At 64.2% G+C, this 20,910-nt stretch carries 17 protein-coding genes; 10 read left to right on the forward strand and 7 right to left on the reverse strand.

The window, feature by feature from the left end; genetic code table 11:
- The first annotated feature begins 118 nt into the window (after positions 1 to 118).
- From BN60_RS01355 to BN60_RS01370, 4 genes are read left to right on the forward strand one after another with little or no spacing between them, the layout of a single operon-like run.
- Positions 119 to 1,723: a hypothetical protein gene (locus BN60_RS01355; protein ID WP_020694177.1), complete on the forward strand. Its 1,605-nt coding sequence runs from the start codon at positions 119 to 121 to the stop codon at positions 1,721 to 1,723.
- A gap of 8 nt (positions 1,724 to 1,731) precedes the next feature.
- Complete coding sequence (locus BN60_RS01360) at positions 1,732 to 2,685, forward strand: site-specific tyrosine recombinase XerD (protein ID WP_020694178.1); 954 nt, start codon at positions 1,732 to 1,734, stop codon at positions 2,683 to 2,685.
- A 34-nt stretch (positions 2,686 to 2,719) separates the two neighbouring features.
- On the forward strand, positions 2,720 to 3,673 hold the full coding sequence (locus BN60_RS01365; protein WP_020694179.1) for an acetyl-CoA carboxylase carboxyltransferase subunit alpha: 954 nt from the start codon (positions 2,720 to 2,722) through the stop codon (positions 3,671 to 3,673).
- 5 nt (positions 3,674 to 3,678) lie between these two features.
- Positions 3,679 to 4,707, forward strand: coding sequence for an LLM class flavin-dependent oxidoreductase (locus BN60_RS01370; RefSeq protein ID WP_020694180.1), 1,029 nt, complete (start codon positions 3,679 to 3,681; stop codon positions 4,705 to 4,707).
- 1 nt (position 4,708) lies between these two features.
- Here the strand turns inward: BN60_RS01370 and BN60_RS01375 are convergent, their stop codons facing one another.
- Positions 4,709 to 5,989, reverse strand: a complete 1,281-nt coding sequence (locus BN60_RS01375) for a tetratricopeptide repeat protein (RefSeq protein ID WP_043283535.1) — start codon at positions 5,987 to 5,989, stop codon at positions 4,709 to 4,711.
- Positions 5,990 to 6,130: 141 nt separating this feature from the next.
- Here BN60_RS01375 and BN60_RS01380 point away from each other — a divergent pair, with 141 nt between their 5' ends.
- Positions 6,131 to 7,030 carry a TauD/TfdA dioxygenase family protein gene (locus tag BN60_RS01380; protein ID WP_020694181.1) on the forward strand — a complete coding sequence of 300 codons (900 nt, stop codon included), beginning with the start codon at positions 6,131 to 6,133 and terminating at the stop codon, positions 7,028 to 7,030.
- On the opposite strand, the gene BN60_RS28470 is transcribed toward BN60_RS01380, so the two are convergent.
- On the reverse strand, positions 7,010 to 7,525 hold the full coding sequence (locus BN60_RS28470; protein ID WP_020694182.1) for a GNAT family N-acetyltransferase: 516 nt from the start codon (positions 7,523 to 7,525) through the stop codon (positions 7,010 to 7,012). The genes BN60_RS01380 and BN60_RS28470 overlap by 21 nt on opposite strands.
- A gap of 44 nt (positions 7,526 to 7,569) precedes the next feature.
- Between BN60_RS28470 and BN60_RS01390 the strand changes: the two genes are divergently transcribed.
- Together BN60_RS01390 and BN60_RS01395 are read left to right on the forward strand one after the other, a co-directional pair.
- Positions 7,570 to 8,430 carry an HTD2 family dehydratase gene (locus BN60_RS01390; protein ID WP_020694183.1) on the forward strand — a complete coding sequence of 287 codons (861 nt, stop codon included), beginning with the start codon at positions 7,570 to 7,572 and terminating at the stop codon, positions 8,428 to 8,430.
- 4 nt (positions 8,431 to 8,434) lie between these two features.
- On the forward strand, positions 8,435 to 9,697 hold the full coding sequence (locus tag BN60_RS01395) for an MFS transporter (RefSeq protein WP_020694184.1): 1,263 nt from the start codon (positions 8,435 to 8,437) through the stop codon (positions 9,695 to 9,697).
- On the opposite strand, the gene BN60_RS01400 is transcribed toward BN60_RS01395, so the two are convergent.
- From BN60_RS01400 to BN60_RS01415, 4 genes are all read right to left on the reverse strand, one after another.
- Positions 9,694 to 10,929: an epoxide hydrolase family protein gene (locus BN60_RS01400; RefSeq protein WP_020694185.1), complete on the reverse strand. Its 1,236-nt coding sequence runs from the start codon at positions 10,927 to 10,929 to the stop codon at positions 9,694 to 9,696. The genes BN60_RS01395 and BN60_RS01400 overlap by 4 nt on opposite strands.
- A gap of 22 nt (positions 10,930 to 10,951) precedes the next feature.
- Positions 10,952 to 11,707 carry a tyrosine-protein phosphatase gene (locus BN60_RS01405; protein WP_020694186.1) on the reverse strand — a complete coding sequence of 252 codons (756 nt, stop codon included), beginning with the start codon at positions 11,705 to 11,707 and terminating at the stop codon, positions 10,952 to 10,954.
- Positions 11,708 to 11,755: 48 nt separating this feature from the next.
- A complete protein-coding gene (locus BN60_RS01410; RefSeq protein ID WP_043283536.1) occupies positions 11,756 to 13,924 on the reverse strand; it encodes a TonB-dependent receptor in 2,169 nt (722 codons plus the stop codon).
- A gap of 99 nt (positions 13,925 to 14,023) precedes the next feature.
- The gene (locus BN60_RS01415; RefSeq protein WP_148283293.1) at positions 14,024 to 14,686 is read right to left on the reverse strand and encodes a hypothetical protein; all 663 of its coding nucleotides are present in this window, start codon (positions 14,684 to 14,686) and stop codon (positions 14,024 to 14,026) included.
- A gap of 279 nt (positions 14,687 to 14,965) precedes the next feature.
- On the opposite strand from BN60_RS01415, the gene BN60_RS01420 reads away from it, so the two are divergent.
- Positions 14,966 to 15,985 (forward strand): linear amide C-N hydrolase, encoded by a 1,020-nt coding sequence (locus tag BN60_RS01420; protein WP_245539853.1) that lies wholly within the window; start codon positions 14,966 to 14,968, stop codon positions 15,983 to 15,985.
- 33 nt (positions 15,986 to 16,018) lie between these two features.
- Here the strand turns inward: BN60_RS01420 and BN60_RS01425 are convergent, their stop codons facing one another.
- Positions 16,019 to 17,449, reverse strand: coding sequence for a DUF1254 domain-containing protein (locus BN60_RS01425; RefSeq protein WP_020694191.1), 1,431 nt, complete (start codon positions 17,447 to 17,449; stop codon positions 16,019 to 16,021).
- Positions 17,450 to 17,911: 462 nt separating this feature from the next.
- Here BN60_RS01425 and BN60_RS01435 point away from each other — a divergent pair, with 462 nt between their 5' ends.
- The gene (locus tag BN60_RS01435) at positions 17,912 to 18,946 is read left to right on the forward strand and encodes an AraC family transcriptional regulator (protein WP_020694193.1); all 1,035 of its coding nucleotides are present in this window, start codon (positions 17,912 to 17,914) and stop codon (positions 18,944 to 18,946) included.
- 1,007 nt (positions 18,947 to 19,953) lie between these two features.
- Positions 19,954 to 20,352 (forward strand): hypothetical protein, encoded by a 399-nt coding sequence (locus tag BN60_RS01440; RefSeq protein WP_148283294.1) that lies wholly within the window; start codon positions 19,954 to 19,956, stop codon positions 20,350 to 20,352.
- Positions 20,353 to 20,910 lie beyond the last annotated feature (558 nt).

Consider the following 20,910-nt stretch of genomic DNA (forward strand, 5'->3'; position numbering starts at 1 on the left):
GGGGTAATTGCCCTGTGCCTGCTAATTGGGGGCCTGGTGGCGTTGGCCGTCATCGAGCCGCGGCCGCCGCTCCGGCAATTCGAGGTTCCGGTGCCCAGTGAACGCCTTGCGCGCTAGCATGGTTCTGGCCGCCCCGATGTTCGGCCTCTTCCTGGCCGTGTCGGTGGCGATGACGGGGCCTGCCGTTGCCCAGGTACCCGATTTCGACCAGCGACCGACCGGCTTCCTGAATGCCAAGACCGGCGGCATGGCCGCCGATGCCTGGGCCGGCACGACCCTCGCCACGGCCAAGCGGCTGGTCTCCGCCCTGCCGGCAGCGCCCCGCAGTCGGGCGCTACGCGACCTGCAGTTCAAGGTGATGGTGAGCGAGCTGACGCCGCCGGCACCCGACGGCAGTCCGCCGCCCGGCCTGTTCGCGCGCAAGGTCGAGAAGCTTGCGGCCATGGGCGAGGCCGAGAACCTGAACGAAATGGTGCGCAGCGTCGGCGGTTATGCCGATCCGGCGATCGCCGCCATGGTCGTCAACGCGCTGATGATGGTCGGGGCGAAGGACGGCGCCTGCGCGATCGTCCGCAGCAACCCGCTGCCGCAACCCTTCGCCCTGCGTGCGGACGTCGTCTGCAAGCTCGTGGCCGGCGACAATGCCGGCGCCTTGGCCACGGCCCAGCCGCTGCGCTCCTCGGATCCCGCCTTCTACAAGCTGGTCGATATTGCGGCCAATGGGCTGTCGCCGGCCGCCTCGGCCCCGGCCCAGCTCGACGGCCCGGCGATGGTCATGCTCGACCTCGCCTACGTGCAGCCGTCGGCGGCCGCCATCCGTTCGACGCAGCCGCCGATGATCCGCTCGCAGGTGGTCCATCGGACCCTGCCGCCGGTCACGCGCCTCGAGATCGCCGAGCGTGGCGAGGCGCTCGCGGTGATCGAAGCGACGCGCCTTGGCGACCTCTATCTCGATGCCGTCCGTGACGGCGTTGCCATGCCCGCGCCGATGGCACGCCGTGCCCGGCTGGTGGCGGCAGCGCGTGGAGCTTCCAACGCGCAGCAGCTCATCAGTTCGATTGCGGCCGTCTATGGCGAGGAGCGCGGCGGTGCGCTTTTCCCGACGGTCGCGCGAGCCGGCGCCCAGGCACTGCTCAGCCTGCCGCCCAAGCCCGAATATGCCAATGTCGCGCAGGAAGCGATGCGCGGCTTCCTGCTGCTGGGCGACAAGCAGCAGACCAAGGCATGGATGAGTCTGGCGCTTTCCGCAGCCTTCAACGATGCGCGCGCCATGAAAGCGCTCGACAGGTTGATGCCTTTGATTGCCATTGCGGGCGTCGACGATCGCAAGCGTATGCCGGCCGAGGAGCTCAATCGCTGGTACGAGGTGATGCGCCAGGACAATCCGGCGCAGGCGCCGCTGCGCGGCTACCTGATGCTGGAACTGCTGCGTGCCGTCGGCATCGACGTGCCCCAAGGGGCGACGACCTTGCCGGAAACGATGCCGGGTGGGGCGCGTCTGGTCATGCCGGCGCCGGCGACGATGCAGTCGCTGCAAGTCGCCGGCAACGGCCGGCGCCGGGCCGAAACGGCGCTGCTGGCGTCGATCGCAACGGGCGAGACGGCATTGTCCGACCTTCATCCCGCGGCGGTAAGCGGCATCATCCGTGCGCTGCGTCAGATCGGTGAGGAGAATGCCGGCCGCCTGTTTGCGATCGAGATCGCGATCGCGCACGGATTGTGACAGGGGCTGTGAAGCGCCAGCCGGCTCCCGAGCTTTCTCGCGAGGTCGGGGCCTTTCTCGAAATGCTCCAGGCCGAACGCGGCGCGTCGAGGAATACGGTTCTCGCCTACAGCGCCGACCTCGTCGATCTCCAGAAGTTCCTGACGCGGCGCAAGCAAGGGCCAGCGACGGCCGATGCGACGGCGCTGCGGGCCTATCTGAAATCGCTCGACTATCTCGGCATGACACCGCGCACGGTGGCGCGCCGGCTGTCGGTGATGCGGCAGTTCTTCCGTTTCCTGCTGGCCGAGCGGCTGCGCGAGGACGATCCCGCCAGCACGCTCGATTCGCCCAAGCTCGGCCGGCCGTTGCCCAAGGTCCTGTCGCGCGTCGAGGTCGATCGACTGATCGAAGCGGCGCAGGCCAAAGGCGGCGTCGATGGCGGCCGCATGGAAACGCTGCTCGAGATCCTCTACGGCTCGGGCTTGCGCGTGTCCGAACTTGTAGCGCTGCCGCTCGCCGCGGCCGAGCGCGATCCGGCGATGCTGATCGTGCGCGGCAAGGGCAGCAAGGATCGGCTCGTTCCTCTTTCCGATCCGGCGCGACTGGCAATTGCGCGATGGCTGAAGGTACGCGCCGCGGCGCTCGAAGACGGCGAGACGTCGCGCTATCTGTTTCCGTCGCGGGGCCGCGCCGGCCATCTCACGCGCCAACGCTTTGCGCAGTTGCTAAAGGAAGCCGCGCTGGCGGCGGATATCGATCCGGCGCGCGTTTCACCGCACGTTCTGCGGCATGCCTTTGCCAGCCACCTGCTGGAAGCCGGGGCGGATCTGCGCAGCGTGCAGCTCATGTTGGGGCATGCGGATATCGCCACGACGGAGATATATACCCACGTCCTTCCGGAAAAGGTGCGCTCGCTGGTCGAGGATCATCATCCACTGGCTAAGCGAAAGCGGGGATCGTCGACCGGACGCGCCGGTTGACAGGATTCCGCGACCGGGCGACACCTGACCTTCAATGACGACCTATCTCGACTTCGAGACGCCGATCAGAGAGCTCGAAAGCAAAATTGCCGAGCTCCGGCACCTGCCCAACTCGGGTGATGTCGACATCGCCGAGGAGGTCATGCGCCTTCAGGACAAGGTGCAGAGGCAGTTGCGCGCGACCTACGCCAAGCTGACGCCGTGGCAGCGGGTCCAGGTTGCGCGCCACGCGGAGCGACCGCATGCGCAGGCCTATATCGACCGGCTGATCACCGACTATACGCCGCTGGCGGGCGATCGTGCGTTCGGCGAAGACGCCGCCATCGTGGGCGGCATGGGCCGTCTCAAGGGCCGCAGCGTCGTCGTGCTTGGCCAGCAGAAGGGCGACGACACGGAATCGCGCATCAAGCACAATTTCGGCATGGCGCGGCCCGAAGGCTATCGCAAGGCGCAGCGGCTGATGAAGCTCGCGGATCGCTTCAAGCTGCCGGTGGTGACCCTGGTCGACACGCCCGGCGCCTATCCCGGCATCGATGCCGAGGCGCGCGGCCAGGCGGAAGCCATCGCGGCTTCCATCGAGACTTGTCTCTCGCTCGGCGTGCCGCTGGTCAGCGTGGTGATCGGCGAAGGCGGTTCGGGCGGTGCGCTGGCCATCGCCTCGGCCGACCGCGTCTACATGCTGGAGAATTCCGTCTATTCGGTCATCACGCCGGAAGGCTGCGCCTCGATCCTGTGGCGCTCCAATGCGCATGCGCAGGACGCCGCCGAGGCGATGAAGGTGACTGCGGCCGATCTCAAGAAGCTCGACGTGATCGACGACGTGATCCCCGAGCCGATGGGCGGCGCCCATCGTGCGCCCGACGAGACGATCGACGTTGTAGGCCGAGTGGTGAGCGAGGCGCTGGGTGAACTCTCCAAGCTCGACGCCGATGCCTTGCGCGAGCACCGCCAGGACAAGTTCCTGGCGATGGGCAAGAAGGGCCTCTGACGCCGTTGCCGCTGCGTCTCAGCGTTCTCGATCAATCACCGATCCGCAAAGGTGGCACGCCGGCAGACGCCGTGCGCGAGACCCTGGAACTGGCGCAGCTTTGCGACCGTCTGGGCTATGAGCGCTACTGGCTGGCCGAGCATCACAGCAGCGACGCGCTGGCGGGCTCGACGCCGGAAGTGTTGATCGCACGCGTCGCGGGGCTGACCGAGCGTATGCGCGTCGGTTCGGGGCGCGTGATGCTGCCGCACTACAGCGCCTACAAGGTGGCGGAGAATTTCCGCATGCTGGAGACGCTGTTTCCCGGCCGCATCGACCTCGGGATCGGGCGGGCGCCGGGCAGCGACCAGCGCACCATGCGCCTCCTGGCGGACGGCAAGCCGAACTGGAGCAACCCCGACAAGTATCCCTATCAGGTGCGCGATCTTGTTGCCTGGTTGCACGACGCGCTGCCGCCGAACCACGAAGGCACGGGCATTACCGCTCAGCCGATCGGACCCAGTGCCCCCGACGTCTGGCTGCTGGGATCGAGCGACGACAGTGCGGCTCTGGCCGCGCATTTCGGCCTGCCGTTCTGCTTCGCGCACTTCATCAATCCCGACGGTGGTGATGGCGTTACCCGCGCCTACCGCGCGCACTTCAAGCCGTCGTCGCTTCATCCGAAGCCAGAGCCGATGATGGCGATCTCGGTTCTGTGTGCGGAGACCGACGAGGAGGCCGACCTGCTGTCGCGCAGCCGCGAAGTCTGGGCGATGCGGCTGCGTACGCTCGGCAATCCCGGCCCGGTGCCGTCGGTCGAAGAGGCGCTGGAGGCAGCCAAGGCGCCCGGAGCGGAACGCTGGCTGCCGGCGCTGCGCCGCCGCTCAGTCGTCGGCTCGCCCAAGACCGTGCGCGCCGGCCTCGAAAAGCACGCCGCCAGCTATGAGGTCGACGAGATCATGGCGGTGACGATCTGCTTCGACTTCGAGAAGCGCAAACGCTCCTACGAGCTGCTGGCGGAAGAGTTCGGGCTGAACAAGGTTCCGCCGCAGTAAGTCAGAGCCCGGCCACCGGGAAGCCGTTGCCCTTGCCGTTCTGTGGCCGTCGGGTCGAGATCAACTCGCGCGCCTCGGCAGCACGGCCGGCCCGCGCCAGCGACGTCGTCACGACATATTCAAGCAAGTCACGTTGCGCGCGACTGCCGCCCAGCCGTTCGTGGGTGTCGAGCAGCGGCCTGATCTCGTCCGCGGCACGGGACCACTCGCCGTCGGCAAAGGCCTCGAAGCCCTGGGCCATCGCCGGCAGCATGTCGGCCGTGGCGCCGCGCGGACTTTCGACAAAGGTCGCGAGCGTCGCCTTGTCGCCGGCCATGGCGTAGGCCAGTGCGGTGTGCATGTCGACGAAACCGAGGGCCGACTTGCCGAACCATTTGGTGGCGTAGTCGGCGATCTCCTTCCAGCGATCGGGTTGACGCTCTTCGCCCGCCATCTCCGCGCGCAGCAGGAAGGCCGGGCAGTCGGTCGCCACGTTGATTTGCGGTCCCCAGGAGGCGCCGGGCCGCAGCGCATCGTCGTAGACGCTCCAGGCCTCGGCATGTCGGCCCGTCTCCATCAGCCAAAGTGCGAGATGCCAGCTGTTGTGACAGTGCATCAGGCCATCGCGCGAATAGTCCTTCATCCAATCTTTCAGAAAGGTCAGGCCCGCTTCGCGCTCGCCCATTTCGTAGAAGAGGTGGCCGCGGATATGGGCAGCATGGGCGCTGCGCGGATAGCCGGCGAGCGCCGTGTCGATGTTGCGCTGCCCCTCGTCCAGCTTGCCCAGCTCGATCTGCGCGAAGGCGAGTTGGGTGCGATACCACCAGTCGTCGCCATAGTGCTTCTCGAAGGGTTCGAGGATCGCGAGCTGGTCGACCTCGCGGCCGACCTTGCCCGAGAAGCCGATCAGGCCGAACACGCTGGTCGCCGGCGCCAGCGCCATGGCATCGCGCGGCCAGCTCTTCATGTGCTCGTGGATCGCTTCGAGGGCAGCAACGCCCTGGCCGGTCAGGATCTTGTCGAAGATCGCGATCTGGCTTTGCTCGCGCGCGGTCGCGCCGGCGGCCAGCTCCTTGGCGCGGGCGAGCGGCCCCTTTGCCTCGTGTCCGCGGCCCAAAAGCTGCTTGGCCCGCGCCAGCGAGATATGTCCGAGGGCGAAACCGTCGTCAGCCGTCACGGCGGCCTGGAAGGCCGTATCCATGCCGGGCGTCGCGGCCATCAGGCTGTCGACACCGGCCAGATAAGCGTCGCGCGCCGCGACCGAGCTTGTGCTCAGTTCGTTTCCGTAGCGATCCTTGAGCATTGGCTGTTTCATCCCATTGATAGGCAGTGCGAAACTCTAGCCCTGCGATTGCCTATCCGGCAATTGCGGGAATGACGGTTCGGTGTTCCAATTGCCGCCAGGTGAAAGCTAGGCGAACAAGGCTGCGGAGGAACCAGACCCATGCCTATTTCGGTGCATGCCGTGACCCCGGACTTCGTCGCGGAAGTCGGCGACGTCGCGCTCAACAGGCCTCTCGCGCCGGATGACCTGACGGCAATCCGCGCGGCCTTCACCAAGTACGCGATCCTAATCTTCCCCGATCAGGACTTCGACGACGAAAGCCAGCTCGCCTTCGCGCGTAACTTCGGCCCGCTCGAAACGACCGTCTTCAAGGCGCGCAAGGATCACAAGCTGCGCCTGCACGAGAACATGGCCGATGTCGGTAATCTCGATTCCGAGAACCGCGTCCTCGCTGCCGACAACCGGCAACGGCTCTACAATCTCGGCAATCGCCTTTGGCACACCGATTCCTCTTTCAAGCGCCTGCCGGCCTATTGCTCGATGCTGCATGCGCGTTCGATCCCGCCGATCGGCGGCCAGACCGAATATGCCGACATGCGCGCCGCCTACGACGCACTGCCCGAGACGACCAAGCAGCGGATCGCCGGATTGGTTGCGGAACATTCGATCATGACGTCGCGCGCCAAGCTCGGCTTCAAGGACTTCGACGAAGACGAACGCCGGGCCTTCGCGCCTGTGCCGCAGGTGCTGGCGCGCAAGCTGCCGGACTCCGGCCGCATGAGCCTCTATATCGCGAGCCATGCCGGTGCGATCCGCGGCATGGCAGACGGCGAGGCGCGCAAACTGCTCGACGAGCTCACGGCACATGCCACGCAGCGCCAGTTCGTTTATTCGCATCGCTGGCGGGTCAAGGATCTGGTGATCTGGGACAATCGCTGCACCATGCATCGTGGCATGGAGTTCGACGATCAGCGCTACAAGCGCGACATGCGCCGCGCTACGGTTTCGGACGTGGCACCGACCTGCGAGCAGATGGGGCTAGCGGTCGCTGCCGAGTAGCCGCCGCATGATCGTCCGCCGCCACGAGGGATGGCCGGCGCTGTTCTCCAGGGCGAACTGGAGACGGAAGGCGTGGGGCCAGTCGCCGCGCGGGAGTTCCTCGAAGCCGCGCCGCCTATAGAACGGTGCATTCCACGGCACGTCGCGATAGGTCGAGAGATGCAGCCGGTCGTAGCCCAAGGCGCGGGCGGCCATGCCGGCGCGGTCGATCAGCGCCGATCCATAGCCATGACCCTGCCAGCGATCGAGCACCGAGAGTTGATCGAGCCAGGCGGTATTGCCCGGCAGCTTCATCAAGGCGAAGCCCACGGGACGGCCAAGCGGCGAGACGGCGACCCAGAGCCGGCCGTTTCGCCAACCCTCCGCCAACGAGACGATGGAGTGGGGCGGCATGTCGAGGACGCATTGCAGGCCGACTTTGCGATAGCGCAGGTCGGCCCCGTTTTCGATCTGCGGCAACAATTCGATTTCATGCAGATGCGGCGGGCGAATCATGACAGGGGATTGGCTACGTTGTTGGTTGCACTGGAGGATGTGTCATGACGATCGATATCGAACCGCTGAAGAAGGAACTCGGCCGCAAGATTGAGGACGAAGACGTCGTCACCCAGGCGCCGCTGAAAGCGATGATCGCCACCTTCGATCGCAACGACAAGGTCCCCGGCGAGGGTGAGCCGATTGCGCCGGGCTGGCACCTCTGCTTCCTGCATTCCTACGCCCGACGCAACGTGCTGGCCGAGGACGGGCTGCCGACCGAAGGCGGCGTCCTGCCCAAGATCCCGCTGCCGCGGCGCATGTACGCCGGTTCGACCTTCACCTTCGACGGCGATATCCGCGTCGGCGACAAGCTGCGGCGCGAGACGGAGTTCTCCGACGTCCAGGTGAGGGGCGGCGGTACCGGCACTCTGATCGTGACCAGCCAGACCCGGCGCATCTACACGCCGCGCGGCCTGGCCGTGACCGAGGTCGCCAACACCGTGTTCCGCGAAGAGGTGAAGGCCGGCGAGAAGAGCGGCGTGCCGGTGCGCGAGGCGGCGCCCACCGATGTTCCGTGGCGGCGGACGATCAAGGCCGATCCGGTCATGCTGTTCCGCTACTCGGCGATCACCTTCAACCCGCACCGCATCCATTACGACCGCACCTACTGCATCGAGACCGAAGGTTATCCTGGCCTGGTCATACATGGTCCGTTTGCACAGCAATGCCTGTTCGACCTGCTGCGCGATTCCGCCCCGGGCCGCACGATCAAGACTTTTGCGATCCGCGCCCGGGCGCCGCTGTTCGACACGGCGCCGTTCGAGGCGGTCGGCCGCCCGACGGCGGATGGCAAGGGCGCCGAGCTGTGGACGGTGACGCCCAAGGGCACGATCGCCGCGCAGGCCACCGCGACCTTCGCCTAGGGACATGCAAGCGCCACCCCTGCCGCGGTTTCTGATTCCGCGGCTGCCGTTTTTCTATGGTTGGGTGGTCCTGGGATGTCTTTGCCTGGCGGGGTTTGCCCGCCAGGGACCGGCGGTCGCCGTCCTCTCCGTCTTCGTCGTGCCGATGACCGAGGCCTTCTCCTGGTCGCGCACGGAGATGTCAGGAGCGGTGTCGCTGGGCGGCCTGCTGGCGGCGTTCATCTCGCCGGTGATCGGGCCGATTGTCGACCGCCGCGGCGCGCGGCTGATCCTCTGCCTCGCCGTGGCGGGCACCGGCGTGGCGGCGCTGGCATTGTCGTTCACCCAATCGCTCCTGGTTTTCTATCTGCTGTTCTGCTTTGCCCGCATGGTGTGGGCGGGGCCGTACGATCTCGGCCTCTACAGCGCCCTCAACAACTGGTTTGTGGCGCGGCGCGCCATCGCCACGTCGATCGTCACGCTTGCCCAGCTCTCGGGTCTGGTGGCGCTGCCGCTGATTGCCCAGCTCGCCATGAACGGAAGCGACTGGCGGGCTGGCTGGGTGGCGGTCGGCACGGTGGTGCTCATGGTGGGCTTCCTGCCGTGCTGGCTGCTGCTGGTGCGGCGGCCCGAGGATGTCGGGCTGCAGCCCGACCGGCTGTCCGACGGCAAGACGCAGGCGCCGGTCGAGCCGCGCTGGAAGCGCGCCGAGGCGATGCGAACGCCGGCCTTCTGGCTGCTCTCGCTCTACACGGTGCTCGTCTATCCCGTGCAGGCCGGCGTCAGCCTGCATCAGGCGCCGCACCTGATCGAGCGGGGCCTCTCGCCGGTCGCGGCTGCCACCATCATCGCCTTCCTGTCGGCTGTGTCGGCGCTTGCCGCGTTCGGCATCGGCTTTTTGCCGCGCCGCTGGCCGGTGCGTTACCTGATGGCGGCGACGGCAGTAATGCTCTCGGCCGGCAGCTTCGGCCTGATCGGCGTCTCGTCGGCGGAGATGGCCGCCTTGCCGGCGGGTTTGTTCGGCCTGGGGATCGGCGGCGTCATGATGCTGCTGCCCATGGCCTGGGCGGACTATTTCGGTCGCGAGAGCTACGGCGCGATCCGCGGCGTGGCCTTGTCGCTCCAGGTGACGGCACAGGCGGCAGGGCCGTTGGTCTCCGGCATGCTGCGCGACTGGAGCGGCACCTACACGGACTCCCTTCTGCTGTTCGGCGCGCTGGCCGCTCTCGCCGTGCTGGCGGCTCTCGCGGCGCGACAGCCACGGTTGAGGGCAATTCAGCCCGCCTAGTCGTTCGCCGCGCCGTAGCGCAACGGGCGGAAGAAGGCGCGGATGTCTTCGACCAGAAGCTCGGGCTCCTCGAGGGCGGCGAAATGGCCGCCGCTCGGCATGACCGTGTGCTGGCGCAGGTTGAAGGCGCGCTCGATCCATTCCCGAGGGGGCGCCGGCGCGATGTCTGCCGGAAAGGCTGCAAAGGCGGTCGGCGTTTCGACTCTCGCCCCTTCGGGCAGGGCGCGCGGCTTCTGCTGCGCGGCGCCGCGATAGAGCCACGTCGCCGTGCCGGCGGTGCCGGTCAGCCAGTAGACCATGATGTTGTCGAGCAGCAGGTCCATCGGAAAGCGCTTGAGCGGATCGCCGCCGCAATCGCTCCAGGCCTGGAACTTCTCGACGATCCAGGCGGCGAGGCCGACCGGCGAATCGGTGAGGGCAACACCCAAGGTCTGCGGCCGCGTCGCATGGATGCGCTGGTAGGCGGTCTTGTCGTCCAGCGCACCGCCCATCTTCGCAAGCCATGCCTGCTCGTCGGCGCTGAGGCTGGCTGTCTTGAGGTCGATGCCGGGCCGCAGGCCCATCATGTTGAGGTGCAGGCCGAGCACGCCTGAGTCGTCCTGCTTCGGATGATCGAAGGCCAGCCAGGAAGAAACGACCGCGCCCCAGTCGCCGCCCTGCACGCCGTAGGGCCTGCCGTAGTTGAGCTTCTCGGTGACGAGCTTGTGCCACAGGCCGGCAATCGCGCGCGGACCGATCGGGCCCGTGCTACCATCCTCGCGAATCGGCGGCCCGGAAAAGCCGTAACCCGGCAGCGACGGCACGATGACGTCGAAGGCGTCGAGCGGATCGCCGCCATGGTTCTCCGGATGGGCCAGCACGTCGATGATGTGCAGGAACTCGACGATCGAGCCCGGCCAGCCGTGCGTCACCACCAGCGGCAAGGGCCGCGGCGCGTCCTCGACCTCGGTGCCGGGCTCGCGAATGAAATGCAGGCGTTGCGGGCCGATATCGACGAGATAGTTGGGCCAGCGGTTGATCGCCTCCTGGCAGCGCTGCCAGTCGTAGCCGTGACGCCAATGATCCACGAGATCGGCGAGAAAGGCCGGGTCGGTGCCGGAGGCCCAGGAGCCGTCGTCGGCAATGACGACCGGCGGCCGCCAGCGGCGCAACCGCTCGTCGAGGTCGATCAATGCCCGTTCGGGGATATCGACCTTGAAAGGTTCGGGAGTGTCGTAGCGCGTATCGCCCATGGGCACAGGCGTAGCGCGGAACTCACCCTTCCAGCAAATCGCGCTTCAGCCGCTCGCGCAGATCGGCGCCGATGCCGAGGGCTTTCTCGGCGAAATCCTCAGGCGTGCCGAAATCGCCGCGCACCACCTCGAAGGCGGCTTCGAGATAGGGCGTGCGGGCTTCGATGATGGCCGCGCGAGTATCGATATCGAGTTCAGGATAGCGGCCGACATGTCCGGTCCACAGCTCGTTGGTGCGGAGATAATCTTCCATCACGGTTTCCCACGGCACGCCCAGCAGGGTCAGCAGCAGGGCCGAGGCAAAGCCGGTACGGTCCTTGCCGGCCGTGCAATGGAACACTAACGGGCGGTGCTCGCCGTCGCTCAGGGTAGCGAACAGGGTGCGAAAGCCGGGTGCGCAGCGCCGCGGATAGTCGCGATAGTGGTCGGTCAGGAACTGCATCATCAGATGCGGACTGGCCGTGCCGTCGGCAACCGCGCCACGGATCTTGTCGCCGACGCCCGGTTCGATATGGGCGCCGACGATGCGGCACGACACACCTTCGACGAGGTGCGGCGTCTCCGCCGCTTCGCTCACGCCGCGCAGATCGACGATGGTGCGCACGCCGAGCTGGCTGAGGGCGGAGCGATCCTCGTTGGTCAGGCTGCCGAGATGGGCCGAGCGGAACACGGTGCCGCGCCGCACGAGACGACCGTCGGCGGTGCGATAGCCGCCGAGGTCACGGAAATTGGAACCGCCTTTCAGCGATACGATAAAGGGCAGGGATTGATCGGGCATGTCGGCATTTTATCACGCCGGACCGTTCCGAATCATGTCGGATCCGGGTCAGAATTTTTGCGACAGCGTCACGAAGAAGGCCCGCCGCATTCCGTACTGCGGTGCGCCGACCCCCACGCCGGTGCCGTCGCGCAACTGATAGGAAAGATCGGTCAAGTTGATCGCATCGAAACGGATCGTCGTGCCCTTGCTGCCGGGCAGCGGGATCTTCTGTGCAACGGAGAGATTGACCGTCGCATAGGCAGGCAGCGCCGTATCGTTGGGGGTCACGACACTGGTGCGCAGGCCGCTGCCGAACAGCATGTCGGCCGAGACGCGAGTCGCCCACTCGCTGCCCTGATTGAAGACGTAGGCGGCTCCCGCCGATCCCGTCCAGCTCTGGTCGTGGTCCGCGAAGATCCAGTGGTTGGCGATATAGTCGAGATCGGCCTGCTCGAAATTGAACTGGGCGGAGTTGATGTTGGTCGAGGACACCCGCGACCAGGCGAGGTTGGCGTAGGCCGACCACGGCCCTTTGTCGTAGTTGCCGAAGACCTCGAAGCCCTTCACCTGGGCGTAGGCGTAGTTGAAGGCCGTCTGGAACACCGGCGCGCCGAACTGGCCCTTGTCGAGGTAGTTCTCGGCGAACTTGTAGAAGCCGCTGAAGCCCACGGTCAGGCCGTCGACCGGCTTCACCGTGAGGCCGATGTCGAAATAGTCGGACCGCTCCGCCCGCACGGGATCGTTGCGTGTGACTTCGGTTGCGGCCGTCGTGCCGGCACGAACGGCGATGGAGTTGAAGCCCACCTGGTTGAGCGGGGCGGGCACGAAATAGCGCGAGTAACCGGCGCGCAGGGCGATCTTCGGGTCGGGTTCCCAGACCAGGTTAATACGAGGGCTGAGCTGGTTCTCGGTCGTTGCCGCGGAGATGGCGTCGAAGCGGGCGCCGACATTCATGGTGAGTGTCGGCGTGACCTTCCATTCGTCCTGCAGGTAGACGCTGTAGGTCCAGCCGATCAGCTCGGAGCCGTCGGCAAAGCCGACGGTCTGTTCGCCCGGGATGAACTCGGCATCTGGATCGCTCGGATCGGGCACGAGGGGCAAGGCGTTGGTCTGGGAGAAACTCGTGACGCGTTCGCGTTGCACGAGGAAGCCGCCTCGGATCGTGTGGTTCGCCGCGATCTTCCAGCTCGCATCGGCCTGGGTGCCGACGGCGAAGCTCGTGCGCTTCGCCCAGGGCGCGATGCCGTTATAGAGCAGGTCGCCCAGCGCGTCGGGCTGGTAGGAGAGATTGGAATAGCGGGCGAAGCCTGAGAATTGCAGATTGAAGTTCTGGTAGCTCTTCTGCAGCGACGCGATGCCGAAGTAGGTGTCCTCCCACTGGCGCTGGTCGAGGAACGAGCTGTTCTGGTTGGATATGCCGTTTACGGTAAAGTTAGGTATCTGTCCCGGGACGTTGGGAATCTGGTAGCGGGCGCTGGCGCCGCCGCCGATGAAGCTCAGCCGCGTGCTCTCGTCGACGATGCCCGTCACCTTGGCCAACGCATACCATTGAGCGGTATTGTCATGGATCGGTAATGCCGAGCCCGTGGGATTCTCGATGCCGATGCCGTTGCTGACGTACTGGCCGACGGCAAAGTAATCGATCGCGCCGCTGCGGCCGCCATACTCCAGGGCGGGCTGCACCCAGTTGTAGGAACCGAGCATGGTCGAGGCTTCGCCGCCGGGATTGGTCGTGCCGGACTTCACGCTGATGTCGACGACGCCCGCGGTGCGCAGACCATATTGGGCAGGCAGCGCGCCGGTGATGAGCGACAGGGAGTCGGCGAAGCGCGGCGACAGGATCTGGCTGAAGAGGGCGAGGCCCTCGGGAAGCTGCACGCCATCGAGCCGGTACTGCAGACTGCCATGGTCGCCGCGAACATGGATCTGGCCGAAGCCATCCTGGACGACGCCGGGCGCCCGCAGGAGCACCTGGTTGAGCGAGGCATTGTCTCCCAGAGGAATGTTCTGAATCGCAGAGGCGGCAAAGTCGTAGCGGGTCGCGCCGAGGCTGGGCTGGATCTCGGTCCGCTCACGATCGAGCTGTTTGGCGACGACTTCGAGCGGCGGGACGGTGAGGACGGGCCCCGAACCTGCGGCAGGACCCGGCGCCGGGCCCGTTTGGGCGAGGGAGGGCGCCGCGGCCGAAAGAGAAGCCGTCAGGGCCAATGCCGATACACCAAGTCGCCGCCGCATTTCTGCTCCTGTCTGTAATGTTATGTCGTAACGTTACGATATAACATTGTTGGTAATCAACAAAGCAGACCGGCGCGCTGGCATGCCTAGCAGCGGCCGCTACGGTTTTTTCGTCCAGCGGGGCGGCAGCAGGCGGGTGTTGAGGAAGAAGGGCGTGCTGTTATCAGTCAGCCGGATGGAGCCGATCAGCGGCACGTCGTATTTGGCCTGGAAATAGATTTCAGACCGTTGGGCGATGCCCGGATCGTCGTTGATCGGATGGCCGATCAACGATCGGAAGGGGCAGGTGAAGGTGGCCGATTCGCCGGGTTCGAGGCCCGTGCCTGTACGAGAGGAAAACCGCACGTCGGTCGCTTCGAGCAGTGTCGGCGGCAGCCCGGAGGCCCGGACGTGATCCAGCACGCAACCGACCTTCAGGTTCGCCAGAGCAAACCAGGAATCCTTGTTTTCCACCGTGAAGGTCACATCGAAGGGCGAGCCGTCCTTCACTTCGTCCGACGTGTAGCTCGGGACCGGCCGCAGCGACCATGCGCCAAAGGCTGCTCCGGCAATCACCATGAGAACGATGAGAGTCATAAACAGCCGCTCCAGAGATTGCGCGCCATCACGCGCCATCACCATCAGCTCCTGCTTGAGCGTCGACGTGGGCGGCGGCGGCGGACGCATCCGCGTACGGGGCTGTCTCGGCGGCCCTGATTTTGAGACTGCAGAAGCTTTCTTTTTGCTGTCAGTCTTCTTCTTCGACTTCTGCTTCGTCGCCATGGCGTCGGCTTACCTCACCTTGGTTACGAAAAACAGAGGCTTGGAATTCGCCCTGAGGCTCTCGCCTTCTGCCTTTTGCATGCTCGATGTTGAAGCCTGGAATATTGGCCTGATACGTTGATCGCCAGCAGGGAAGTGCCGCTCTACCAGTGGATGGCGCCTCGTCCGCATCTGCCAGGCCGACTTGCTGGTATGACGAGGACCTGATGTGCGACGCAAAGGGAGAGACACATGCTATCGAGAAGCGCTTCGATCTTCGCCCTGATTGCCGCATCGCTGATGACGTCCTGGCAGATCCCGGCCAGCGCCTGCACGCGCCTCGTCTATCTAGGGCCCAATGACAACATCGTTACCGCCCGGTCGATGGACTGGAAAAGCGATGTCGCGACCAATCTGTGGGTGCTGCCGCGTGGGATGAAGCGGAGCGGAGAAGCGGGGCCGAATTCCATCGAATGGACATCCAAGTACGGCAGCGTCGTCGCGACGGGATACGACGTCTCGACGACCGACGGCGTGAACGAAGCGGGCCTTAACGCAAACGTCCTCTGGCTGGCCGAGTCCGAGTATCCGAAGTTCGAGAAGGGCAGCAAGCCCGGCCTGACGATCGCGGCTTGGGCGCAGTATGTCCTGGACAACTTTGCGACGGTCGCCGAGGCCGTCGCTGCGCTGGAAAAGGAGCCCTTCACGATCGTCACGGCCAACGTGCCCGGCGAGAACCGCCTGACGACGCTCCATCTGTCGATGTCGGACGCGACCGGCGACAGCGCCATCGTCGAATACATCGGCGGCAAGCAGGTCATTCATCACGACCGCAAGTACCAGGTCATGACGAATTCGCCGATCTTCGAGCAGCAACTCGCGCTCAATGCCTACTGGAAGCAGATCGGCGGAACCGTGATGTTGCCCGGCACCAATCGCGCCGCCGACCGCTTTGCGCGCGCCTCCTTCTACGTGAACGCGATTCCCAAGGACGAGGACCCCAATCGTACGCTGGCCAGCGTGTTCAGCGTCATCCGGAACGTCTCCGTGCCTTACGGGCTGACGACGCCGGACGAACCGAACATCTCGTCGACGCGCTGGCGCGCCGTGGTCGATCACAAGCGGAAGCTCTACTTTTTCGAATCGGCGCTGACGCCCAACACGTTCTGGGTGGACATGAAGGCAATCGACTTCTCGAAGGAGACCGGCGCCGTGAAGAAGCTCGACCTGGGCGAGAACCAGGACCATATCTATTCTGGAAACGCGACGGACGCTTTCAAGGACAGCGCGCCCTTCAAGTTTCTGGGCCTGGAGAAGTAGGGAACCCTGCCCGTCGCCGAGTTCCCAGCTTCGTCAGCCGACCTTCTTGGCGGCAGGCATCGTCCAGGAACCGTCGAGCAGCGACGGCGGCGTTTCGGTCGGCCAGTACATCCGCAGCATCAGGATGAATTTCCCGGTCGGCGCCGGCAGCCAGTTCGATTCCTTGTCGACGCCGGGCGACTGGTTCTGGATGTAGATGTCGGTCGATCCGTCGGCATTGGCCTTCAGGTTCTGCCGAGGGCTGATCGAGTATCGGTTGATCGGGTTGTCGACGAAGAAGTAGTCGGCATTGTACATCGTGATCGACCAGAACCCCTTGGTCGGCGGCAAGCGGCCCTTGGGGAAGCGGATCGTGTACTTGTTGGCGCCGCTGTAAGCCTCCCCGTCTGCACCCTTCAGGGATGTCGGATAGACGGCGTCCTGCACCCGGTTGGCGCCGAGGCCGATCGCAGTGACGAACGCCCGGTTGAGATAGTCCGTGCCGTAGAGGCCGGTCACCGAGTCGAACATCCAGCCGTTGATGTTCTTGACGCTCTTGCCAACCTTGAACTGGAGCATGATCCGATCGAAGGCGACCTGCGGGATGCGGCTGGCGAAGTCCGCATTGAGCTTGCTGGCGTCGAAATCCTTTCCGGGCACGAGCCCGATCTTGGCGAAGCGCGCCACTGCAGGTGCATCCGCCGCCGAGGGCGGATTGGTCTTCATCAGCTGGGCCAGAAGCGTGAAGTAGGCGACGGCATCCATCCGGTTCACCTGCTCGCGAACCGCCGTCTTCATGTCGATGCTCGCGTCTACAACGCCGGCGGGCGGCGTGTAGTCCTTGTTCCAGCTCGAAAGCGGGGCGAGCCCGCATTGGTCCTGCAGCGCATGCACGGCGGCATAGTCTTCGGGCGTCCCGGTGCAGTAGATGCGGCCGAGGATCCACACGAGGCTGGTCTGAGATTTGTACTCCTTCATGCCCGGCGGAAGCGTGCCGGTCCAGCCCGGGCCGGTGATGGCATAGGTCTGGGCGCCGGTGCCGGTGGTGCGGGTCCCCGGAACCTGGAAGACATTGGTCCAGCCGTCGAGCATCGGGAACAGGAAGTAGCGGCCCTTCATGTCGGGGATGCTCAGCACCCAGGGCTCCTTGCCGACGTCGATCCACGCGGTCGTGTAGAGCGTGTCGGCATTGGGGGCAGTTACGTCCCGGAAGGAGGCATCGGGATAGTGCCGCGCCTTGACGAACTGCCCCATTGGTCCGCGGGTGCCCACCGGCGCGGCGACGTTGGTCATGATCCGACGCGTCATTTCCATCGTGACCAGCGGGTAACCGAAGACGTAGGCGTCGGTTGCGAGCCAGAAATCCTCGAGACCGTCGACGATGCCGACCTGGAATCCGGTGTCGGCGCGCGATGCCGACCAGGTTGCCGCCGAGAGGATGCCGGCGAGGCCGGCCGTCAGGGCGGAACGACGTTTGATGGACATGGCGAAGACTCCTTTTGTGAGATCAACTCGGGTACGCGACGGGACAGGCCATCGGTTGAGGCTAGAAGCGGTTACTGACGCCGATCACCGGACCGTAGAGGACTTCGTTGATACCCGCGGTGTCGGGGCCCGAACTGATGCCGAAGACGCACGCCCATGACCGTGAGGGTCTTTGTCGGAGATTGGGCGCTTGTTCGGCCCGCTGCCGGAAGCGCTCCGCCAAGCGTTCGGACGGCGAGCGCAAGGAAGCAAAGGCGGCGTCCCATACCGGACTCGACGAACGCGACTTGCGGCGGCTGTCCGTCATTGTTTCCCTCGGCCATGCAATCGATTGCAAGCTAGGCGCCGCCCAGTATGCATGCATGACAATTCGCGACAAAGTTTGCAGTTCGCGACAATTACTCGGTATACGAGCAGCCCGGCGTTTCCCTCAAGAGGCCGCTGGGCTAGGAATCGAGGGTGATGGAGCACAACCTCACGGGCATGGCGCGCGTCGGCGAGGGCATGTTGCGAGCGGCCCCGTTGCAGCACATCCCGTCATTGCTGACGACACTCGGTGTGAAGCCGGAGAAGGTCCTGCGAGCAGCAGGCTTGCCGTCCGGCGCGTTGTCGCGACCCGAAAATATCGTTCCGGTGAGCAAGGCCATTAGTCTGATCACGGCCTGCGCTGCGTTTACGGGGCGGCCTCACTTCGGATTGCTGGCTGGCCGAGGAGTGGTCCTTGCGCAGTATGGTCTGGTCGGGATGCGTATGATGCACGCTCCGACCGTTGGAGCGGCCTTGCGCGGCCTTGTGCTCAGCCTGCACCTCAATGGCCGCGCGATGGTGCCCGCGATTTCTATCCGCGACCGGGTCGCCGCGCTCTCATTCTCGCTTTACGACGACGCCATCGAGGGTTCGTTCCACGCCACGGACTTCACATTGGCCTCTGCCTGTACGGCCATGCGTGCCCTGTGCGGTCCTCGGTGGGCGCCGGCCGAAGTGCTTGTCGCCCATCGCGCGCCCGTGGACGTCCGCCCCTACCGTCGATTCTTCAAGGCCCCTTTGCGGTTCGGCACGAACCGTTCCGCACTCTTGTTTTCTGCCGCCTGGCTCGATCGCAGCGTGATCGGCGCCAGCCCCGCGTTGAGGAAGAGCATCGAGCAGGCTGTCGCGGACATGCTGCGACAGCAGGACCTCGAACTGACGGTCAGGGTGCGGCGTGCGCTCTATTCGCAGTTTACCCAGGATGACGTTTCCATCGAAGGTGTGGCGGGCATGCTGCGGCTGCACAAACGCACGCTCAATCGTCGGCTGGCCCAGCAGGGTACGAGTTTCGCCAAGATCCTTGGCGAGGTGCGCTTCCAGATCGCCCGGCAGCTGCTGGTGGAGACCGATCTGCCTTTTACCGAAGTCGCCGCGACGCTGAGCTACACCGACGTCAGTGCATTCAGCCGTGCTTTCCGTTCATGGGCGGGCATGGCCCCCTCAGTGTGGCGGCAAGCGCACGCGCCCTGAAAGGAAGCCCAAGCAGCAATGGCGCACCCACATCCTTAAGGGTGGGATGGATGGGGCGGCCATTGCTAATGGTGAATCCGGCGGATGTTGGGAAGTTGCCGGACCCGTAGCTGTCGTTGGGAAGACAGCGGAAAGATTTCTAAGCGCCTGGCAAGTTCCACTCCAGCCATAACGGAGCCGGAATGGATGCAAGCGGCGTCCGACACTTACCCAGGCGGTTTCCGAAGATAACGGCTTTATACTCGCCCGTGGCAGTGCTTGAACTGCTTGCTTGTGAGATAAAATTCCGTGTTTGCGCCAACAAACGAGCCAAGAATAGTGGTGCCTAACATTTGCCTAACAAACTGCCATGGCCAATCCCCAGTGGATCATAGCTCTCTGTGGGCAATGTGAGCCGCGCCAGTTCAAGAACTTCCGTGTGACCTGATAAGATGTTGAAATATCAGGATAAATCTTCCTAAATTGAGCGGTGCGTAGGTCTTGCCGAGGTTTTCTAGGTTAATCACGCACCGCTTTCTATGGCGGTCGGTCCGCTTCGACTTTGAAGGAGCGATTGGGAACTCGACCGGACGTGCATTTGGATTCAACGGCGACGCTACAGAATCGTAGCCGGGCCTGCTACGCAATCAAGTCCCTCAGTGTGCATCCTAGATGGGTGAATAGTTTCTCAGGGGAGCTAGCGCGCGATTATAGCCTGAGAAGGATGGCCAAATGCCAAGTGGCTATTGTCGAGTATTAAAGCGAAGTTCTACTACTTAAACGCACGTGCTGATCGAAGTTATTCATGAGCGAACCAGTGCCAGCGTTGACCCATCACAGGATGGAGGCAAGCGACTCCCTGGCCTTCCGTAATGCATAATGTTGAGAAGTTAGCGAAGGCACACTGATGAAGCGCTCAGCCTATGCTTAGGAAAATCTGGCACGACCCTGTCTTGAGTAAGGTCATAGCGGGTGTGATCTTGGTCGTACCTACTTGGGTGTTCTGGGACCGAGTCGTCACATGGACCATGGAAATGGTAAGCTCGGCCGCGCATAGCCTTCTCTGGTTTTGGGGGAAAACCCTAGTTCCCAACTGGTTGCTTGCGATCTTGGCAACAGGAAGCATGCTCTTTGCAGTCGCTGCAATTTTTGTAGTCTGCAACTATGTCTTTCGATCCGGCGTTAAGAGACAATTCTGCCTTCTCTCGCTCGTTCAGCAGCAGCACTTAACCACGTGGCGCGCAGGCGGCTCCCGGCAGTTCCAAGTCTCCCACGACACTGCAAATCAGTACTGGTTTGAGGAACTTGAGAACTGGCGATACGTTCGTCGGCATACCTTGCCGATTTACGTTCTGGGCGCACCGCTACCTTGCGAGATCACTGAGCATGGCTGGAAGGAAATGAACGCCAAGAGCAAACAGCGCTGAGCTGCGAGGATCTTAAGGAGAATTTGCAGAGCTGATTGATGGCGAAATCGGCGAGAGACTAACCGTCTATTAGCTTCTCTGCACTTATCTGCACTTAACTCGTGACTTATAGTACAGGGGAGCTATGCAAGACGTCTCCGCTTCGCAAACGCTGCGGGCGGCCAAATCACCTTTCGAAAAATGAAGATAGTGCCAAGAGAGGAAGGCCATCCTTTATAGATGGCGCATGATCGGATCAGGATTGTCGCAGAGCGGATCCACCAAATACTGAGTTCAAATTGTCGATCAACTCAACTGTGGCACATTATCTCATCGTTAAAACTGATATAGGCCATGCGTTATCGCAAGCTATCAATGTCCGGCGCCGGGTGTTTGGCGAGAACGCGGCTCGTTCCTGTGTCTAAAGCGGCGACATATTTGCCTGCGTCGGCTGGCATCTCCGTCAGATTCAAAGATTGTCGTTTGTAGCGTCAGGGTAGCCCTTAAGTATTGAGTGGAGTTGTGCGCAACGCTGGCGTGAGCCGTCCCGGTCCGCCAAGGAGGCGCAGCCCGGCGGCC

Source organism: Reyranella massiliensis 521 (genome assembly GCF_000312425.1).
Taxonomy (GTDB): Bacteria; Pseudomonadota; Alphaproteobacteria; order Reyranellales; family Reyranellaceae; genus Reyranella; species Reyranella massiliensis.

Excerpts from the sequence above, each read along its gene's own strand:
- BN60_RS01425 (WP_020694191.1), bottom strand. The coding sequence starts at position 17,449 with ATGTCCATCAAACGTCGTTCCGCCCTGACGGCCGGCCTCGCCGGCATC.
- BN60_RS01405 (WP_020694186.1), bottom strand. The coding sequence starts at position 11,707 with ATGCCCGATCAATCCCTGCCCTTTATCGTATCGCTGAAAGGCGGTTCC.
- BN60_RS01375 (WP_043283535.1), bottom strand. The coding sequence starts at position 5,989 with ATGCTCAAGGATCGCTACGGAAACGAACTGAGCACAAGCTCGGTCGCG.
- BN60_RS01390 (WP_020694183.1), top strand. The coding sequence starts at position 7,570 with ATGACGATCGATATCGAACCGCTGAAGAAGGAACTCGGCCGCAAGATT.
- BN60_RS01410 (WP_043283536.1), bottom strand. The coding sequence starts at position 13,924 with ATGCGGCGGCGACTTGGTGTATCGGCATTGGCCCTGACGGCTTCTCTT.
- BN60_RS01365 (WP_020694179.1), top strand. The coding sequence starts at position 2,720 with ATGACGACCTATCTCGACTTCGAGACGCCGATCAGAGAGCTCGAAAGC.
- BN60_RS01420 (WP_245539853.1), top strand. The coding sequence starts at position 14,966 with ATGACGTCCTGGCAGATCCCGGCCAGCGCCTGCACGCGCCTCGTCTAT.
- BN60_RS28470 (WP_020694182.1), bottom strand. The coding sequence starts at position 7,525 with ATGATTCGCCCGCCGCATCTGCATGAAATCGAATTGTTGCCGCAGATC.
- BN60_RS01415 (WP_148283293.1), bottom strand. The coding sequence starts at position 14,686 with ATGGCGACGAAGCAGAAGTCGAAGAAGAAGACTGACAGCAAAAAGAAA.
- BN60_RS01440 (WP_148283294.1), top strand. The coding sequence starts at position 19,954 with ATGGAAATGGTAAGCTCGGCCGCGCATAGCCTTCTCTGGTTTTGGGGG.
- BN60_RS01435 (WP_020694193.1), top strand. The coding sequence starts at position 17,912 with ATGGAGCACAACCTCACGGGCATGGCGCGCGTCGGCGAGGGCATGTTG.
- BN60_RS01400 (WP_020694185.1), bottom strand. The coding sequence starts at position 10,929 with ATGGGCGATACGCGCTACGACACTCCCGAACCTTTCAAGGTCGATATC.
- BN60_RS01355 (WP_020694177.1), top strand. The coding sequence starts at position 119 with ATGGTTCTGGCCGCCCCGATGTTCGGCCTCTTCCTGGCCGTGTCGGTG.
- BN60_RS01395 (WP_020694184.1), top strand. The coding sequence starts at position 8,435 with ATGCAAGCGCCACCCCTGCCGCGGTTTCTGATTCCGCGGCTGCCGTTT.
- BN60_RS01380 (WP_020694181.1), top strand. The coding sequence starts at position 6,131 with ATGCCTATTTCGGTGCATGCCGTGACCCCGGACTTCGTCGCGGAAGTC.